Annotated in this window: 16 protein-coding genes; 5 read left to right on the forward strand and 11 right to left on the reverse strand. The window is 65.2% G+C overall.

All coding sequences use genetic code 11. The annotated features are described in order from the left end of the window. Positions 1-18: 18 nt before the first annotated feature. On the reverse strand, positions 19-1,308 hold the full coding sequence (gene purD / locus A9D13_RS11265) for a phosphoribosylamine--glycine ligase (RefSeq protein ID WP_066773535.1): 1,290 nt from the start codon (positions 1,306-1,308) through the stop codon (positions 19-21). Here purD and xseA point away from each other — a divergent pair. From xseA to A9D13_RS11285, 4 genes are read left to right on the forward strand one after another with little or no spacing between them, the layout of a single operon-like run. Next, positions 1,308-2,825 (forward strand): exodeoxyribonuclease VII large subunit, encoded by a 1,518-nt coding sequence (gene xseA / locus A9D13_RS11270; RefSeq protein ID WP_066773537.1) that lies wholly within the window; start codon positions 1,308-1,310, stop codon positions 2,823-2,825. The two genes, purD and xseA, sit on opposite strands and share 1 nt — an antisense overlap. Before the next feature lie 26 nt (positions 2,826-2,851). Next, the gene (locus A9D13_RS11275; RefSeq protein ID WP_066773541.1) at positions 2,852-3,055 is read left to right on the forward strand and encodes a DUF2093 domain-containing protein; all 204 of its coding nucleotides are present in this window, start codon (positions 2,852-2,854) and stop codon (positions 3,053-3,055) included. Next, on the forward strand, positions 3,052-3,990 hold the full coding sequence (locus A9D13_RS11280) for a M23 family metallopeptidase (protein WP_082922296.1): 939 nt from the start codon (positions 3,052-3,054) through the stop codon (positions 3,988-3,990). Before A9D13_RS11275 ends, A9D13_RS11280 begins: the two co-directional genes overlap by 4 nt. Positions 3,991-4,005: 15 nt before the next feature. After that, complete coding sequence (locus tag A9D13_RS11285) at positions 4,006-5,010, forward strand: esterase-like activity of phytase family protein (protein ID WP_066773548.1); 1,005 nt, start codon at positions 4,006-4,008, stop codon at positions 5,008-5,010. 32 nt (positions 5,011-5,042) lie between these two features. Here the strand turns inward: A9D13_RS11285 and rpmB are convergent, their stop codons facing one another. Next, entirely contained in the window at positions 5,043-5,321 is a 279-nt protein-coding gene (gene rpmB, locus A9D13_RS11290; protein ID WP_066773550.1) for a 50S ribosomal protein L28, read from the reverse strand. Between the two features lie 185 nt (positions 5,322-5,506). Between rpmB and A9D13_RS11295 the strand changes: the two genes are divergently transcribed. Continuing rightward, a complete protein-coding gene (locus tag A9D13_RS11295) occupies positions 5,507-5,965 on the forward strand; it encodes a nucleoside deaminase (protein ID WP_066773552.1) in 459 nt (152 codons plus the stop codon). Positions 5,966-5,978: 13 nt separating this feature from the next. Here the strand turns inward: A9D13_RS11295 and nadC are convergent, their stop codons facing one another. The 9 genes from nadC to A9D13_RS11340 all read right to left on the reverse strand — a co-directional run bounded on the left by nadC (position 5,979) and on the right by A9D13_RS11340 (position 15,598). Then, a complete protein-coding gene (nadC, locus tag A9D13_RS11300) occupies positions 5,979-6,839 on the reverse strand; it encodes a carboxylating nicotinate-nucleotide diphosphorylase (RefSeq protein WP_066773554.1) in 861 nt (286 codons plus the stop codon). A gap of 268 nt (positions 6,840-7,107) precedes the next feature. Beyond that, positions 7,108-7,905 (reverse strand): LytR/AlgR family response regulator transcription factor, encoded by a 798-nt coding sequence (locus A9D13_RS11305; RefSeq protein WP_066773557.1) that lies wholly within the window; start codon positions 7,903-7,905, stop codon positions 7,108-7,110. A gap of 43 nt (positions 7,906-7,948) precedes the next feature. After that, on the reverse strand, positions 7,949-9,160 hold the full coding sequence (locus A9D13_RS11310; RefSeq protein ID WP_066773560.1) for a sensor histidine kinase: 1,212 nt from the start codon (positions 9,158-9,160) through the stop codon (positions 7,949-7,951). 108 nt (positions 9,161-9,268) lie between these two features. After that, positions 9,269-10,240, reverse strand: coding sequence for a M48 family metalloprotease (locus tag A9D13_RS11315; protein WP_066773563.1), 972 nt, complete (start codon positions 10,238-10,240; stop codon positions 9,269-9,271). Next, on the reverse strand, positions 10,237-11,025 hold the full coding sequence (locus A9D13_RS11320; protein WP_066773565.1) for a DsbA family protein: 789 nt from the start codon (positions 11,023-11,025) through the stop codon (positions 10,237-10,239). The genes A9D13_RS11315 and A9D13_RS11320 overlap by 4 nt, the downstream gene beginning before the upstream one ends. A gap of 9 nt (positions 11,026-11,034) precedes the next feature. Continuing rightward, positions 11,035-12,327 (reverse strand): M48 family metalloprotease, encoded by a 1,293-nt coding sequence (locus tag A9D13_RS11325; protein WP_229665278.1) that lies wholly within the window; start codon positions 12,325-12,327, stop codon positions 11,035-11,037. 237 nt (positions 12,328-12,564) lie between these two features. Further along, on the reverse strand, positions 12,565-13,671 hold the full coding sequence (locus A9D13_RS11330) for a phosphatase domain-containing protein (RefSeq protein ID WP_066773567.1): 1,107 nt from the start codon (positions 13,669-13,671) through the stop codon (positions 12,565-12,567). 61 nt (positions 13,672-13,732) lie between these two features. Further along, complete coding sequence (locus A9D13_RS11335; RefSeq protein WP_156522012.1) at positions 13,733-14,593, reverse strand: PAS domain-containing protein; 861 nt, start codon at positions 14,591-14,593, stop codon at positions 13,733-13,735. A gap of 126 nt (positions 14,594-14,719) precedes the next feature. Further along, a complete protein-coding gene (locus tag A9D13_RS11340) occupies positions 14,720-15,598 on the reverse strand; it encodes an HpcH/HpaI aldolase/citrate lyase family protein (RefSeq protein ID WP_066773571.1) in 879 nt (292 codons plus the stop codon). Positions 15,599-15,600: the final 2 nt, after the last annotated feature.

A 15,600-nucleotide genomic window follows, 5' to 3' on the forward strand; every position in this document is an offset into this window, starting at 1 on the left:
CCTGAAGGGCCGGGGGCCTTAGCCCTCGGCCTCTCGCGCTACTTCACGCCAGCCGATGTCGCGGCGGCAGAAGCCGGTGGCGAAGTCGATGGCATCGACCGCGCGATAGGCGGCGGCCTGCGCTTCGGTCACATTATCGCCCGTCGCGGTCACATTGAGCACGCGGCCCCCGTTGGCGACCAGCGTGTCGCCGTCCAGTTTCGTGCCCGCGTGGAATACCTTGGCCCCGGTTGCCTCGGCCGCGTCAATGCCGCGAATGGCGCCGCCCTTTTCGGGAGTGCCCGGATAGCCGTTCGCCGCCATCACCACGGTCAGCGCGGTTTTCGGCGACAGACGCGGGGGGCGCTTGGTCGAAAGGCTGTAATCCGCCGCCGCGAGCAGCAGTTCGCCGAGGTCTTCCTCCATCCGCATCATCAGCACCTGGCATTCGGGATCGCCGAACCGGCAGTTGTATTCAATGAGCTTGGGCCCCTGTTCGGTCAGCATCAGCCCGGCATAAAGCACGCCGCAATAGGGCGTGCCGCGATCCGCCATGCCGCGCACGGTGGGGGCGATGATCCGCTCGATCACTTGTGCTTCCAGCAGGGGGGTCAACACGGGGGCGGGGCTGTATGCGCCCATCCCGCCGGTATTGGGGCCGGTATCGCCTTCGCCCACGCGCTTGTGATCCTGGGCCGAGCCGAAGGGGATGATCGTGCTGCCATCGGTGAGGGCGAAGAAGCTCGCCTCCTCGCCGGTCATGAACTCCTCGATCACCACGCTGGTGCCGGCATCGCCAAAGCGGCCGGAGAAGATGTCGAGGATCGCGTCATGAGCCTCTTTCGCGGTTTCAGCGATGATCACGCCCTTGCCCGCGGCGAGGCCGTCAGCCTTGATCACGACGGGGATGGCAAATTTCGCCAGCTCGGCCAGCGCCACGTCCTTCGAATCGGCGCGGGCGTAGGCGGCGGTGGGGATCTCCATCTCGTCGCACAGCACCTTGGTGAAGCTTTTCGAGCCTTCCAGCTGCGCTGCCTGCTTGCTTGGCCCGAACACCGATACGCCCGCACCGCGCAGATCGTCGGCAAGCCCCGCCACCAGCGGCGCTTCGGGCCCGACGACGACGAGGCCGATGGAGCGTTCCTCGCAGAATTCGATGACCCGTGGATGATCGGCCACGTCGAGGGTGACGAGCGTGCCGCATTCCGCCATGCCCGGATTGCCGGGTGCGATGAACAGGCTGTCCCCATCTTCCAGGAGCGAGGATTGCGCCAGTCGCCATGCCAGCGCATGTTCGCGCCCGCCCGACCCGATCAGAAGGATGTTCATTGGCTAGAGGTCCCCGCTCTTATTCCGGCTCATACGAAGAGGCGCCGCTCCTAGCGCGTGAGCGCCCGGGCGACAACGCCGAGCCGCTCTCCGTGTCCGAAATCTCGAACGCGCTGAAGCGCACGGTCGAGGATCGCTTCGGCCATGTGCGCCTGCGCGGCGAATTGTCGGGCGTGAAACGCGCGGCGAGCGGCCACATGTATGCCGCGCTGAAGGACGAGAACGCGGTTATCGACGCGGTGATGTGGCGCGGCAATGCGCAGCGCCTGTCCTTTATGCCCGAAGACGGGATCGAGGTCGTCGCGACCGGCAAGATCACCACCTATCCGGGCCGGTCGAAATACCAGATCGTCATCGATTCGATGGAAATCGCGGGCGAGGGCGCTTTGCTGGCGCTGCTCGAAAAGCTGAAAGGCCGTCTTCAGGCCGAAGGGCTGTTCGCGCCCGAACGCAAGCGCCGCCTGCCGTTCCTGCCCAATGTGATCGGCGTGGTGACATCGCCAACCGGTTCGGTGATTCGCGACATTCTGCACCGTCTGGGCGACCGTTTCCCCAGCCGTGTCGTTGTCTGGCCGGTGATGGTGCAGGGGAAGGGCGCTGCCGAACAGGTGGCGGCTGCCGTGCGCGGCTTCGGGCAGATCCAGCCCAATGGACCGGGGGGCGGGCCGGTGCCGCGCCCCGATGTGCTGATCGTCGCGCGCGGCGGCGGTTCGATCGAGGATCTATGGGCCTTTAACGAGGAAGTCGCGGTGCGCGCCATCGCGGACAGCCCGATCCCCGTCATCTCCGCCGTGGGCCATGAAACCGATACGACGCTTTCCGATTTCGCAGCCGATCTGCGCGCGCCCACGCCCACGGCTGCTGCCGAACTGGCAGTGCCGGTGCGCGCAGAGCTAGCCAATGCACTGATTGAGCTGGGCCTCAGGAAACGGCGCGGCGTGGCGCGGCCCGTGTCGCTGGCCCGCGAACGGCTGGCGAACTGGAGCCAGCGCCTGCCCGACCCGCGCGCGATCGTGGCCGAACGCGCGCAGCGGGTGGACGAGTTGGGCGAGAGGCTTCGCCGCGGCCTTGCCACCCGTGCTGCGCGTGCGCAGGGGCGGCTGTCCGAAGCGAGCGGCTTCCTGCGCCCCGCCGTGCTGACCCGGCAAGTGGCGGAAGAGCGCCGCCGCCTTGCCGCCATGCCCGATACGCACCGGCTGGTGACCCGCATCCAGCAGCGCCGGGGTGAGCAATTGACGGCGACCGCGCGGCTTTTGGGCCAGCTCGATCCCTATGCCCCGCTGGAACGTGGTTATGCCGTGGTCACGGGCGCTGGCGGCGATACCATCACCAATCGCGCTGCCGCTGCCGGGGAAGCCATGCTGACGCTGCGGTTCCGCGATGGCACCATCGATACGGCGCCTACAGATGGCGCGACCCCGCCGCCCGCGCCCCCCGCGCCAAAGAAGCCCCGAGCCAAACCTGCGCGGCGGGCAGAGGCAAATAAGGGCGGGCCTGAGCAGCAATCATTGTTTTAAGGGCCGTGGATCGCTAACTTGGACCCATGCTTATGAATTCCTCCACCGGCCCTGCCCGGCTCCTTTATGGCCCCAATGGCTTTCGCCAGATGACTCCCGGCGATCATGTCGTCTGTTCCGTCACCGGCGTTCCCATCCCGCTCGACATGCTGCGTTACTGGTGTGTCGAAAGGCAGGAAGCCTTTGCCAGCGCGGAAATCGCGACGCAGCGCCTGCACCCGCAGGGATGAAGCACGCCCTGCTGCTTACGCTTGCCGCCTCGCTGGCGGCATGCACCGTCGTTCCCCATTCCTATGATGTCGCCGCCGTAGAGGGGCAGCAGGCTGCCGCCGCTGCGCCCGCGCCGAAACCGGCGCCCGCCCCGGCACCAGCCCCAGCCCCGGCCCCTCAGCCTGCCACATTGCCGCCCGGCGTCATCCAGTTTGCTGGCGAGCTGGAACAGGGCGGCTGGATCCGCGGCACTGCGCCTGTCGGCACGATATCGCTGATGCTGGGCGATGCGCCGGTGCCGCTGGGCGACGATCGCCAGTTCCTTGCTGCCTTCGACCGCGATGCAGGCGGGGCGACCACGCTGACCGCGAAACGCAGCGATGGATCGGTCGTGACGCAGACATTGACGATCAAGCCGCGCGACTGGCGGATCGAACGCATCAATGTCGCGCGCCGCAAGAGCGGGCCCAGCGAAGCCTTCATGAAGATCCGCATGCCCGAGCTGGAGCAGATCCACGCCGCGCGCGACATGCGCACCGGGGCGGATGGCTGGCGGCAGCATTTCATCTGGCCGGTAAAGGGCCGCATTTCGGGTTTGTTCGGATCGCAGCGCATCTATCGCGGAGAGCCGGGGTCCTATCACACCGGCCTCGACGTTGCGCCCGGCGCGGGCGTGCCTTTCGTCTCGCCTGCCGACGGCACGGTCGTGCTGGCCGCGAATGACGAATTCTCCCTGGAGGGCAAGCTGCTCATCATCGACCATGGCCACGGCCTCAACAGCGCGTTCCTGCATGCGCAGGAGCTGGATGTGAAGCTGGGCGATCGGGTCACGCAGGGTCAGCTGCTGGGCAAGGTGGGCAGCAGCGGTCGCGCCACCGGACCGCATCTGCACTGGAGCATGATGTGGGGTGACGCGCGGCTCGATCCGCTGCTCTTCACCGGCCCGCAGAACTAGCTGAGCGTTTCGCGCATGGGCGTAGGGCGTCGCTGGTTTCTGCGCGCGATGCTGGTGACGGCATTCGCCGCTTTTGTGCTCTTCATCGTCTGGCACCGGTCCGCGCTGCTGAAGCCCACCGGATCGCAGGCCATCGCGTTCCGCCCCATCACCGCCGACGCTGCGGAGATCGAGGCGCTGCAGCCGTTCACGCTTTCCCGCGCATGGCGGCTTGAAGGCGATCCCGCCGTGGTGGCCGGGCTTTCGGGGCTGGATATCTTGCCCGACGGCCGCCTGCTCGCACTGGGTGATCGCGGTTCGCGGATCGTGATTGCCCTGCCGGGGAGCGGCAAGCCGCATAAGGTCGGGCTTTCGGCCACCGATCCGGCCAGGCTGACAGAGATCGGCGATACCGAAACCGTGACGGTCGATCCCGCCACCGCCACCAGCTGGAGCGCGATGGAAACCGACAACCGCATCGTGCGATATGCGGCGGATGGCAGCCGCAGTGGCGATACCGAACCCGCGGCCATGGCGCACTGGCCCGAAAATGTCGGATCCGAAGCCATGACTCGCCTTCCCGATGGCCGGTTCCTGGTGCTGGGAGAGGTGCGGGACAAGGGCGTCGACCGCACATTTCCTGCGCTCTTGTTCCCGCGCGATCCGCTGTCGGGCGCAGAGCCGGTCATGGCGCATCTGCAAATGCCGGGCGATTACAAGCCGGTGGGCCTTGCCAACCTGCCCGACGGGCGGGTGCTGGTGCTGGGGCGGGTGCTGCGGTTTCCGATGCGATTCCGCAATCTGATCGCGATTGCCGATCCGCGCGACATCCGTGCCGCCGGGCTATGGCGCGCAGAGCCGGTCGCCGAGATCATCGGCGGCGCCCTGTCAGATAATTACGAGGGGATAGCCACGGCCCCGTTCACGAATGAAGACGGGGCCGAAAGGCTGAGGGTCTGGCTGGTGTCGGACGACAACCAGCAGCGTATCCTGCAGTCGACCAAGCTGCTGGAGCTGGAGGTGGACCCCGCGCGACTTTAAGCCGGCGGCGGGGACGTCACCTTTTCAGCGCCTCAGGCAGCCTTGACGATCTCGCGCTTCACCTTGAGAGCGCGGGCCGACAGCTTGCTGTCGTTGGTCTTCAGCAGCCAGTTGTCGAGACCGCCATTGTGCTCGACCGAGCGCAGGCCCTGCGTCGAAACGCGGAACTTGAAGCTCTTTTCCAGCTTCTCGCTCATCAGCGTGACGTTCTGCAGGTTGGGCAGGAAGACGCGCTTGGTCTTGTTGTTGGCGTGGCTCACATTGTGGCCGATCTGGCGACCCTTGCCGGTCAGTTCGCAGATGCGCGACATGGCTTACAACTCGCTTTCAAAGAATCCGATGAATCCGACCGCCCAAAACAGGCATTGCCGGGGAAAGCGGCGCGCATAGCGGCCAAGGTGCGAATCGTCAAGCGATCGCACCGGTCACCGAAGCGAAACCGCGCTTTCAGCCCTGCCATTGCCCTGATCGGCCGATTCGGGCAAGCCCCCGCCTGATGACGAGATGGCCGCTTCCCGAACCCATGGCGCAGGCGCTGGCCGCCGCGCGGCAAGGCGCCGATGCGGGCGAAGTGCCAGTGGGCGCAGTGGTGGTGAAGGACGGGGAGGTGATCGCCGTCGCCCATAACGCCCCGCGCGCCATGCACGACCCAACTGCCCATGCCGAAATGCTGGCGATTCGCGCGGCGGCGGCAAAGCTGGGCGATGAACGGCTGGCAGGCTGCGACCTCTATGTCACGCTGGAGCCTTGCCCCATGTGCGCAGGCGCGATCCAGCATGCGCGGATCGGGCGGGTCTATTACGGGGCGTCAGATCCGAAAGGTGGCGCGGTGGAGCATGGGCCCCGCCTGTTCGACCGTTTGGAAAGCCTGCACCGACCCGAAACCTATGCCGGAATCGGCGAGGATGAGGCGGCAAGCCTGTTGAGGGAATTCTTCGCTGCCAGACGCGGATAGATGGTTAATTCCACTACGCCGGGGCGAGATCGAGGCCGATATCCGCAGCCGGAGCGCTTTGGGTGAGACGTCCGACCGAGATGTAGTCGACGCCCGTCTCCGCAATTGCGCCAATCGTCTCCAGCGTCACGCCGCCCGAAGCCTCGGTCGGCACGCGTTCTTTGATGATGGCGACCGCTTCGCGCAGCACCGGCGGGATCATGTTGTCGAGCAGGAGATGCGTCGCGCCCGCTTCCAATGCAGGTTCGATCTGGTCGAGATTGTCGACCTCGCAGATGATATTGGCAACGCCCGCATCGCGGGCGCGGGCCACGGCGGGGCCGACCCCGCCTGCAACGGCGACATGATTGTCCTTGATCATCGCCGCGTCCCACAGACCCATGCGGTGATTTTGCGCGCCGCCCATGCGGGTCGCGTATTTTTCGAGGAAACGCAGGCCCGGAATGGTCTTGCGCGTATCCAGCAGGGCGCATTTGCCGCCGATCGCGGCGACATATTGCGCCGTCATTGTCGCGATGCCCGACAGGTGCTGCACCGTATTCAAGGCGCTGCGCTCGGCAGTGAGAAGCGCTCGGGCATTGCCTGAAATGCGCATCAGATCGGTGCCCGCTTCCACGCTCTCGCCGTCCTTGACCAGCATCTCGATCTCGCAGTCGGGGTCGAGCGCGGTGAAGAAGGCGGCGGCGATGGGCAGGCCTGCGACCGTGATCGCATCGCGGCTGTCCATCACGCCGGTGAACCGGGCATCCGCCGGAATGACGCTTTCGCTGGTGACGTCACGCCCGCCGCCTTCAAGGCCTTCGCCCAGATCCTCTGCAAGGGTGGAGCGGATGAAGGCGTCGAGGTCGAAGCCGGTAAGGGTGAATTCGGTCATGCGCGCCAGATGCGGTGTTTCAGCGCCGACTTCAAGATAGAGAGCCGCGATTAGCCCCCGCGATCAGCCGGGTCGCCATGGGCCAGCGCGCATCCGGCACGCGCCGCCAAGCGGCCCGGATGGGCCGCGCCCGGCGTTTGAGGGATCGAAGCAAGATCTACCGGGGCGCGACAGCGACACCCGCAAGGCCGACCGGCCGCCGCGCCTTATTGGCGCGAAGCCAAGCGGCCCGGATGGGCCGCGCCCGGCGTTTGAGGGGCCAAACCAACTAGTGAACGAAGCGCGCCACCACGTCGCGATAGCTGCGCGAAACCTTCACTTCCGCGCCGGAGCCCAGTACGAGGAAGCATTCGCCATTGGTGTGCGGCTTCACCTGCCGCACCTGGTCGAGATTGACGATGGTCGAGCGGTGGACGCGCTGAAAATGGCGCGGATCGAGGCGGCGTTCGAGGTCCTTCATCGTCTCGCGAAGGATCAGCGAATTGTCGCCGGTGTAGATGCACATATAGTCGCCCGCGGCCTCGATATGCTCGATCGTGTCGACATCGACGCGGAAGATCTGGCCGCGATCCTTGACGTTGAGCATCTTTTCGAAGCGGCCGGTGGCGGTTTCCTCGCCTTCGGGCATCGCGTCCATCGCGTCGGGCGCGACTTCGGCCAGCACGTTCTTGAGCTTCTCGACTTCCTCGGCTGTCTTCTTGTCGGCAAGGCGCGTGCGCGCGCGGCTGACCGCGTCGGCAAGGCGGTCTTCCTCAACCGGCTTCATCAGATAATCGACGGCATTGGCCTCGAACGCCTTGAGCGCATGTTCGGAATAGGCGGTGACGAAGATGAAGAGCGGCGGGTCGATGCCCATTACGCCCTTCACGACCGAAAACCCGTCGAAGCCGGGCATCTGGATGTCGAGGAAGACGAGATCGGGTTTCTCGGTCTTGATGGCGCGGATCGCTTCGCGCCCGTTGGCGCAGGTGGCGATGATTTCGATGTCGGGGATCTGCTCGAGCCGGAGCTGGAGGCCCTGGATGGCCAGCTTCTCGTCGTCGACGATGATGGTGCGAATGCTCATGCGGCGGTTCCTAAAAGAGGGATTCAGGGAATGAACGAGCGGGCTAGGACATGGTTTCTGGCTGCGAGATGACTGAACGCGCCGAAGCGTTCGCAGGGGCAGGCGGGCTGGTTCTTGCGGGCGACGAAGCGTTTTCCTCGACCGTTTCGAAGGGCAGCTCGATAATCACGGCAAAGCCGTCCTGCGGGCGCGAGCGAATCTCGAATCGGTGATCCTCGCCATAGGCCTGCGCCAGACGTTCGCGGATATTGGCAAGCCCGACGCCAGTGGAATGACGGGTGTCGACCGTGGTGCCCTGATGCGGCACGCCGACCACGTCTTCGGATTTCATCCCATGCGGCAGGCCCGGCCCGGTATCGGCCACCGTGATCCGCAGATTCGCGCCGAGCCGCTCTGCTGAAACCGAGATCTCGGCCCCCGATTCCTGCGGGCTGACGGCATATTTGATCGCGTTTTCGACCAGCGGCTGCAGCAGCAGCGAAGGCATCAGCGCCTCGCGCGCGTCATCATCGATCGCAAAGCTCGTGCGAAGCCGCTCTTCAAAGCGCATGCGTTCAATGTCGAGATAGAGCTTGAGCGTATCGATCTCCTGCGCAACCGTGACGCGGCCCGTTGGCGGATTGACCAGAGTATAGCGCAAAAAGCTCGAAAGTCGCGACAGCATCGCGTTCGCAGGCTCGGTCTGCTTCAAAAGCACCAGAGTGCTGATGGAATTCAACGTGTTGAACAGGAAATGCGGATTGAGCTGATAGCGCAGCATGGCAAGCTGCGCGCTCGTCGCCTGATTTTCCAGCGCGGTCAGCCGGTCGTTCTGCTCCTCCACCGTCAGGAAGAAATTGATCGCGTAGTACAGCGCCGACCATGCGCCCAATAGGGTCAGGTCGAGGTAGAATACGCCGATGAACAGCGAGGCGAACCCCGGATCGGAGGCCGGGCGATAGAGCGAGATCACCCATGAATCGATGAACGCATAAAGCGACACCGCGCCTGCCAGCACCAGCGCGGTCGCGCCCCATGTCACGATCGCGCGCCGCCCGATCAGCGCGCGAAAGATGACCGAGAGGATAAGGCTGATCGAAAAGCCGGTCAGCGTTGCCACCAGCACGATCAGCAGGAAGGAAAGCGGCTGCGCATTGGCAAGGCTCGACATCGCGCGCAGCAGCATCGCGCCGCCCCAGCCCAGCGACTGCAGGCGCCAGAAGGCGCGGTTCTTGTCCGCGAAAAACGGTGCTGGACGAACGGGCAGGACAGCCATAATCGCCCGTCAATAGACGAAACGCGGCATCTTAAACAGTTACCAAAGCGGTGAGGAAATCTCGCCCCATGGAAACTCCGGCTCGTTTCGGCGTACCCGAAGGGCGTTTCAGGGCTTTGCGTCCTCGCGGCGCATGGGAAAGCGGCCCGACCAGTCAAAGCTGCCCGGCGGGGTCCCTTGTGCGGCCAGATCGGCGATCAGGGCGCGCTCCTGCTCGATGATTTCGATGCGTTCGTCCCACGCATCATGGGTGGGGGCGAATATCCCCTGATCGCGCGGGCGAATCCAGTCATGCTGAAAGCGCACGGCGGCATCGGTGTCGTATCCCGCATTGGCCAGCAGCCAGACCGAAAGGCGGTCGGCCTCCCGCTCATTATGGCGGATCTTGCCCCAGCCCTTGCCTTCCTCGGTGCGCTTTTGCGGATGGCGCAAGAGGTTGTGCGCCAGCTCATGCGCGATGGCGGCGGCCAGAGTTTCCTCATCGGTCAGCTCATCGACCAGGCTTTCCGATACCAGCACCCGCTGCCCGTCCGCCTTGGCCGAGCGGCCGTTCGACGTGATCTCGAACCGGCTGGCGCAGACGGTCTCGGCGGGAATGGAGAGGGTTTTCGCGCCGCTTGCCCGATCGACGGTGATGGACAATGTGCCCTTGTCCTGCAGCGCCTTGTCGATCCGATCATGCAGCGCGGTCAGGCGGCGATAATCGCCCGCCTTGCTTTCGGGAAAGCGGTCCATGCCTGCCAGCGCCAGCACCGGATCACGCGATTGCAGCCCCGCCGCCCATGCCGGAGAGCCTGCCGCGACCGCGCCGACGCTGATCTCATTGGAAAGCCCCAATGCCGCTTGCATGGCTTCGGGGTCTTTCCAGCTCTTGCTGTCGGATAGAAGCAGGCCGATGGCGGGATGGGTGCGCTTGCAAAAGGGCGCGTTACTGCTGACGAGGCGCCAGCCGATGGTCTGGATATGCGCGTCCAGCGCCTGCATGCGGGCGTAAGCGTTATCGCCTGTGTCCTGCGCTTGCGCCGGGGCGCACAGGGCGGCGCAGCCCAGCGCCGCCCATGCTGCCCACGCGCGGATCAACGCTTTTCGGGATAGAGCGCGGTGCGCAGCGCCGACATGCCGACCGCGCCCTGCATCAGCTGCTCATTCGTGACCCAAGCCGGGGTGCCGTCGATCTGGAGCTGCTGGCCGAACTGATGGTTCTGCTGGATCTCGGCCATGACCGCTTCGCTCGACGCGAATGCCCTGGCCTTCGTCATGTCGAGGCCCGCCTGCCTGGCCGCGGCTTCGATCGCGGCATCGGTGGGGCGGCCCTGTGCGTACATGGCTTCGTGGAACGCGGCGAACTTGCCCTGATCGGCAGCGGCCAGCGCCATTTTCGCGGCCTCGACCGAACCTTGAGAGAGGATCGGGAATTCGCGGATCACGACCATCAGCTCGGGGTCGGCAGCGACCAAGGCCTTCACGTCCTCCACCGACTGGCGGCAATAGCCGCAGGCGTAATCGCTGAATTCGACCAGCACCTTGCTGCCCTTCGGATTACCGAGGATCGCGCCGGGGAAGGGCTTCATCAACCCGTCGCCTGCATCCGACAGCTGCTTTTCCGCCTGACGGCGCTGCAGTTCGGCCACGGCTTCGGGCAGGATTTCGGGGTTCTCAAGGATATAGCGCCGCACCATCGCGCCGATCGCGGCCTCTTCCTCTGCCGAGAAACCGCCCGCCGCGATGCTGGCCTTCATGGCGGCATCGTCGCTGGCCGCGGCCGCGCTATCCTGCGCGCGCAGCGCCCAGAACGCACCCAACACGACCAGCGCCAGCACAATGGCGATCAATATCAGGCGAAGCGGAGAGATGCGGATGGTCATGGGCCTCGATTACCTTCGCTTTGATCGCTGTTCAATCCGGGTTCGCGCTTCCATTGCGATGTCATGCGCGCGCAGCCAGTCGGGCGTGGATTCGGGAAGCGAGGCGGCCGCCATTTCCGCGCTCGACAGCGCAGCGCCGGGGTCGCCGGTCATGATCTGGGTTTCCGCGCTGGCCAGACGCGCGCGGGCGGTATCGCCGCGCGAATTATAGATCCGGCCAAGCAGGTACCAAGCCTGCGGATTGAGGCGGTCGCGCGACACGGCGGCGCGCAGCACGCGCTCGGCCTCGTCGTAATTGCCCTTATCCTCGGTCGCGATCAGCGCATGGCCCAGCATGGTCGCGATCAGCGGCTGGAAACGCGTGATCTCCACCGCCTTCCTCAGCGAAGCGAGCGATTCCGCCGGGCGGCCCGCTTCCAGCAGCACCTGCCCGCGCAGTTCGAGGAAATAGGGGTCCTCGGGCGCATCCGCGATCAACGCGTCCACCTCTTTCAGCGCGTCGGCGAATTTCGCTTCCTTGTGATAGGCATAGGCGCGGGCGTAATGGGCCGGCACGGTCTGGTTGCTGGCGGGATAGGTGCGCAGCGTGTCTTCCGGTTTGGAAAGATAGCCAGCGAGTTTCGCCTTGATCCGCTGAAAGCGCCGCTCGACATCCGGGTCCGACGGGGCATCCCATGAAGGGTCCTGCTGATAGAGATATTCGAGCGTCTGGATACGGTCGCGCGATAGAGGGTGGGTGCGGTAGAACGTGTCCTCGCTCTTCGCGTAATAGCCCGCGCGATGTTCGAGCGCCTGCAGTTTTTTGAAGAATTCGAGGCTGCCGCGTCCGGACAGCCCGGCCTTTGACAAATAGTCCGCCCCGGCAAGATCTGCCGCCGATTCCTGCCCGCGGGTAAAGGCGAGGAACTTGCCCAGCGCGGCCTGCTGGCCCGCCGCGATCACGCCCATCGCGGCTTCGCCGCCGCCAGCGGCTGCCGCCGCCACACCGAGCAGGAGCGAGAGGATCGAGATATTGCTGGCCGCTTTCGCGCCGCCCGATATGCCGATGACATGGCCGCCGGTGACATGGCCCAGCTCGTGCGCGATGACGCCCTGCACTTCCAGCGCGTTGTCCGCTTCGGATATCAGGCCCGAATGGATATAAACCGCCTGTCCGCCCGCCACGAAGGCGTTCACGGATGGATCCTGCAAAAGGATGATATCGACATTCCCCGGATCGAGCCCGGCGGCTGCGACCAGTGGTTCGGCCATGTCCTGCAGCAATGCCTCGGTCTCGGCATCGCGCAGCATGGATTGCGCCATGGCGGGACGGGCGCTGAACAGGACCAGCGCGATCGCCGCCAGCGCGAACGAAAGCACGCGCCGACAGGCGCGTCTGAGCGCGAGCGCGTGCTGCGCCTGTAAATCGGTGTCGGGCATCTGGTCCATGGCGTCCAAGTTGCCTTGCCTGCCTTTCATCGTGTGAACACCGGCTTAAGGTGCCGGGGCTACAGGCTCAAGCCGGGTGGCTTGGATGTCCCGGAAGAAAGCGCATTCGCATCAGGGGGCTTCGGTGTCGTCGCGGCCCTTTTTCTGTGCGGTCTCGACGATGCGTTCGGCCTCATGGTCCTGCGACAGGCCGATCTGCGCCAGAAACGCATCGCCGACCATGAAGCTGTCACCCATCCACAGCGGCACATCTGCCGCCTCGATCCTGCTGATGGCCTCCAGTTCTTCGGCCGAATGGGGATCGCCTGCCTTGCGGATGAAGATCGCGGCAATGCGCCCCGGCCGTTCGTGCGCGACATGGGAAAAGGCGACCAGATCGCCCTGCGTGTCATCGCCGATCATGGCGAAGCGCGTATCGGCGAAAGTGTCGAGCAGGCGCTTGATCGCCCCCGTCTTGTGCGCGCCATGGCTGCCCGATCCGAAGGTTTCGCGATTGAGGCCCCAGTCGCGCAGTTCCAATGGTCCGACCGGCAGGCCCCGGCTTTCGAGGAAGGCGGTGAGATAGAAGAACAGGTTCCACGGCGAGGAGGACACATAAAAGAACGGATGATGCGTTGCAGGCAGGCGCATGCCGGGATCGGGATCATTGGCGGGCACGGGCCTGCCCCCTGCGAGCACGCCGTAAAGCAGATCGGTGCCCGGCACCTGCGTGCGTTCGGATGGCATCTGCGCCAGCAGGCGCCGCCAGTTCCGCAGCACCGATTTGATGCCGCCGGTAACGCCGGTTTCGATGATGGTGTCGTCGATGTCGGATATGACCGCCAGATCGGCATCGCTGCCGGGCGCGAGCACGAAACCCTCGGCGCATTGGTCGCCGTTTTCGTTGCGCCAGCCAAAACGTACCGTTTCCCATGCGGTGACGGCAGGACGGGGCCAGTCGTCCAGCGCGATCTCGAAGAGGGCATAGCCTTCCTTGTCGGTCACCGTCTCATGGATGGAGGTGCTGCCATCGGGTGCGCGGATTTCCAGCGTGACGGCAAGGCCGGGCACCTCGCGCGAGGCGAAGTGCGAAAGGAGCGCGCGGATCTTCGCGAAATCGGAAGCATGGTCCCAGCGCGGCTGGCGCGCGCGCAGGGCGCGGGCGCCGATGCGCAGGCGCGTGGCGCTGCGATAGCCGAAAAAGGGGAATATGGCGGGCGGTGGTCCGAAGGGGATCATGACCGGCCAACGATGGAGCAGCGCAACGGGTCCGGCAAGGGCGCCGATACCCGAAGCCGGATCAATCGATCTGGGGCAGCTTCATCCGGCGGGCAAGCCGTTCGACCAGCGCATTGTCGGGCGGAACCTCGCCCAGCAGCACGACATTGCCGGAACTGAGGCGGCGCGCCATCAGCAGGGTGAATTCGGGGCCGTCCTCGTCGAGGTCGTCGAAACCGACGGGCGACATGGCGCGCATGCGTGTCGCGGTCGGCTCGCTGATCTTGCCGCCCCAAGGAGTGGTATCGTCGCCGTCATTGGCATGCTCAGCCTGCTCCATGTCGCGGGCAAGCTGCTGTGCGGTTTCCTCGTCGACCAGCTCTTTCCAGTTCAGCACGCCATAGACGTGGTCGATGGTCTGGCCGTTGGAGGAAAAGGGCAGCAATATGCCGCGATAGATCGAGAGCCGGCCCGGACCTGCGGCGAATTCCGCCTCGAACCCGATGGGGGCGCGATTGGCGATCAGCTCGCAATAATGGTCGGTGATGCGCGACAGCAGGCAATTGCCCGAAAGCTGCGACAGCGGCACCGGCCCTGCCGACAGGGTCGAGCCGCAAGCCTTTGAAAGCAGATCGCCCAGATGCACGATGCGCGGATCGTCCAGCCCTTCGGACAGGTCGAGCAGCACCGAATGCGGGCCGAAATCGGGATGCCCGCCGGGATCGAGGCGCGCAATCTCGGGGAAGTCGGCATCGCCCAAAAGGCCCGCCCAGAAATTATAGGCGCGCACCTGCATGCGGCGCTCGTCCTGCCCGATGGCGGGCGGGGGCGCGGTGCAAGCGTCTTCCTCTGCGAATTGTTCAAAGCCGGTCAGGTCCAGCGGATCGTCATGCCACTGGGCATCGGTGCCGGCCGTATCGGAAAAGAAGCGCAGCGTATCCACAGGCAGACCCCATCCTTCATCAGCCGAATCCGGGCCCGCACGATGCGATCCCTTCTGGGCCGTTCGACCTTCGCCGAAACAGGTAAACAATGGGTTAAATCGCCCGCCTGAAGAGTAGGTTCGCGCCTATTCGCGGGCCGCGATCGCTTCGGCCCGGGCGAGAAGGGCGAGCGCCTCGTCGCGGTGCAGTTCCTCGGCCATCTGGCCGCCCACCTTTACCACGGCTTTGCCTGCGTTTTCAGGTGCTTCAAAGGCCGCGACAATGGCGCGTGCCTCGGCAATGGCGTCATCGCTGGGGGCATAGACGCGATTGGTGATGGCGATCTGGCCGGGATGGATCAGCATCTTGCCGTCAAAGCCGTGCAGGCGGCCCTGGCGGCATTCGGCCTCCAGCCGGTCATCGTCGCCGATCGCGTTCAGCACCGAATCGATGGCGACCAGACCATGCGCGCGCGCTGCCATCACGCATTGCGACAGCACGGCGGAGAAGGCCTCCCGGCCCGGCGTCTTCAGCATGCCGGTTTCCTTGGCCAGATCGTTTGCGCCCAGCACCAGCCCGGCAAGCGGCGTGCTTTCCGACGTCGCGGCAATGCGTTCCAATGCGAGCACGGATGCTGCCGTCTCGATCATCACCCACAGCGCGACATTGCCATGGAATCCGGCCTGCGCCATTTGCGATGCGATGCCGACGACTTCTTCTGCCGAGGAAACCTTTGGCACGAGGATCGCGTCGAGATCGCTATGCGCCAGCGCCCTGAGGTCTTCTGCACCCCACTCACCATCGAGCGGATTGATGCGGACGACGCGATAGCGCGGCTCCAGCCCGCCTGCCGCCAGCGATTCGACGACCAGCGCGCGGGCATCGGTCTTCGCCTCTGCCGCCACGGCGTCTTCAAGGTCGATGATGATGCAATCTGCCGGAAGCGAGCGCGCCTTTTCCAGCGCGCGGGCATTTGACCCCGGCATGGACAGGGCGGAACGGACGATGGGATTGGGGTTGGGCATCG

Origin of the sequence: Croceicoccus mobilis (assembly GCF_001661965.1) — a bacterium.
GTDB classification, from domain to species: domain Bacteria; phylum Pseudomonadota; class Alphaproteobacteria; order Sphingomonadales; family Sphingomonadaceae; genus Croceicoccus; species Croceicoccus mobilis.

Bases quoted from the DNA above. Each gene is read 5' to 3' on its own strand.
- A9D13_RS11340 (WP_066773571.1), bottom strand. From the start codon at position 15,598: ATGCCCAACCCCAATCCCATCGTCCGTTCCGCCCTGTCCATGCCGGGG.
- A9D13_RS11295 (WP_066773552.1), top strand. From the start codon at position 5,507: ATGACGAGATGGCCGCTTCCCGAACCCATGGCGCAGGCGCTGGCCGCC.
- rpmB (WP_066773550.1), bottom strand. From the start codon at position 5,321: ATGTCGCGCATCTGCGAACTGACCGGCAAGGGTCGCCAGATCGGCCAC.
- A9D13_RS11320 (WP_066773565.1), bottom strand. From the start codon at position 11,025: ATGACCATCCGCATCTCTCCGCTTCGCCTGATATTGATCGCCATTGTG.
- A9D13_RS11325 (WP_229665278.1), bottom strand. From the start codon at position 12,327: ATGGCGCAATCCATGCTGCGCGATGCCGAGACCGAGGCATTGCTGCAG.
- A9D13_RS11310 (WP_066773560.1), bottom strand. From the start codon at position 9,160: ATGGCTGTCCTGCCCGTTCGTCCAGCACCGTTTTTCGCGGACAAGAAC.
- purD (WP_066773535.1), bottom strand. From the start codon at position 1,308: ATGAACATCCTTCTGATCGGGTCGGGCGGGCGCGAACATGCGCTGGCA.
- nadC (WP_066773554.1), bottom strand. From the start codon at position 6,839: ATGACCGAATTCACCCTTACCGGCTTCGACCTCGACGCCTTCATCCGC.
- A9D13_RS11305 (WP_066773557.1), bottom strand. From the start codon at position 7,905: ATGAGCATTCGCACCATCATCGTCGACGACGAGAAGCTGGCCATCCAG.
- A9D13_RS11280 (WP_082922296.1), top strand. From the start codon at position 3,052: ATGAAGCACGCCCTGCTGCTTACGCTTGCCGCCTCGCTGGCGGCATGC.
- A9D13_RS11330 (WP_066773567.1), bottom strand. From the start codon at position 13,671: ATGATCCCCTTCGGACCACCGCCCGCCATATTCCCCTTTTTCGGCTAT.
- A9D13_RS11275 (WP_066773541.1), top strand. From the start codon at position 2,852: ATGCTTATGAATTCCTCCACCGGCCCTGCCCGGCTCCTTTATGGCCCC.
- A9D13_RS11285 (WP_066773548.1), top strand. From the start codon at position 4,006: ATGGGCGTAGGGCGTCGCTGGTTTCTGCGCGCGATGCTGGTGACGGCA.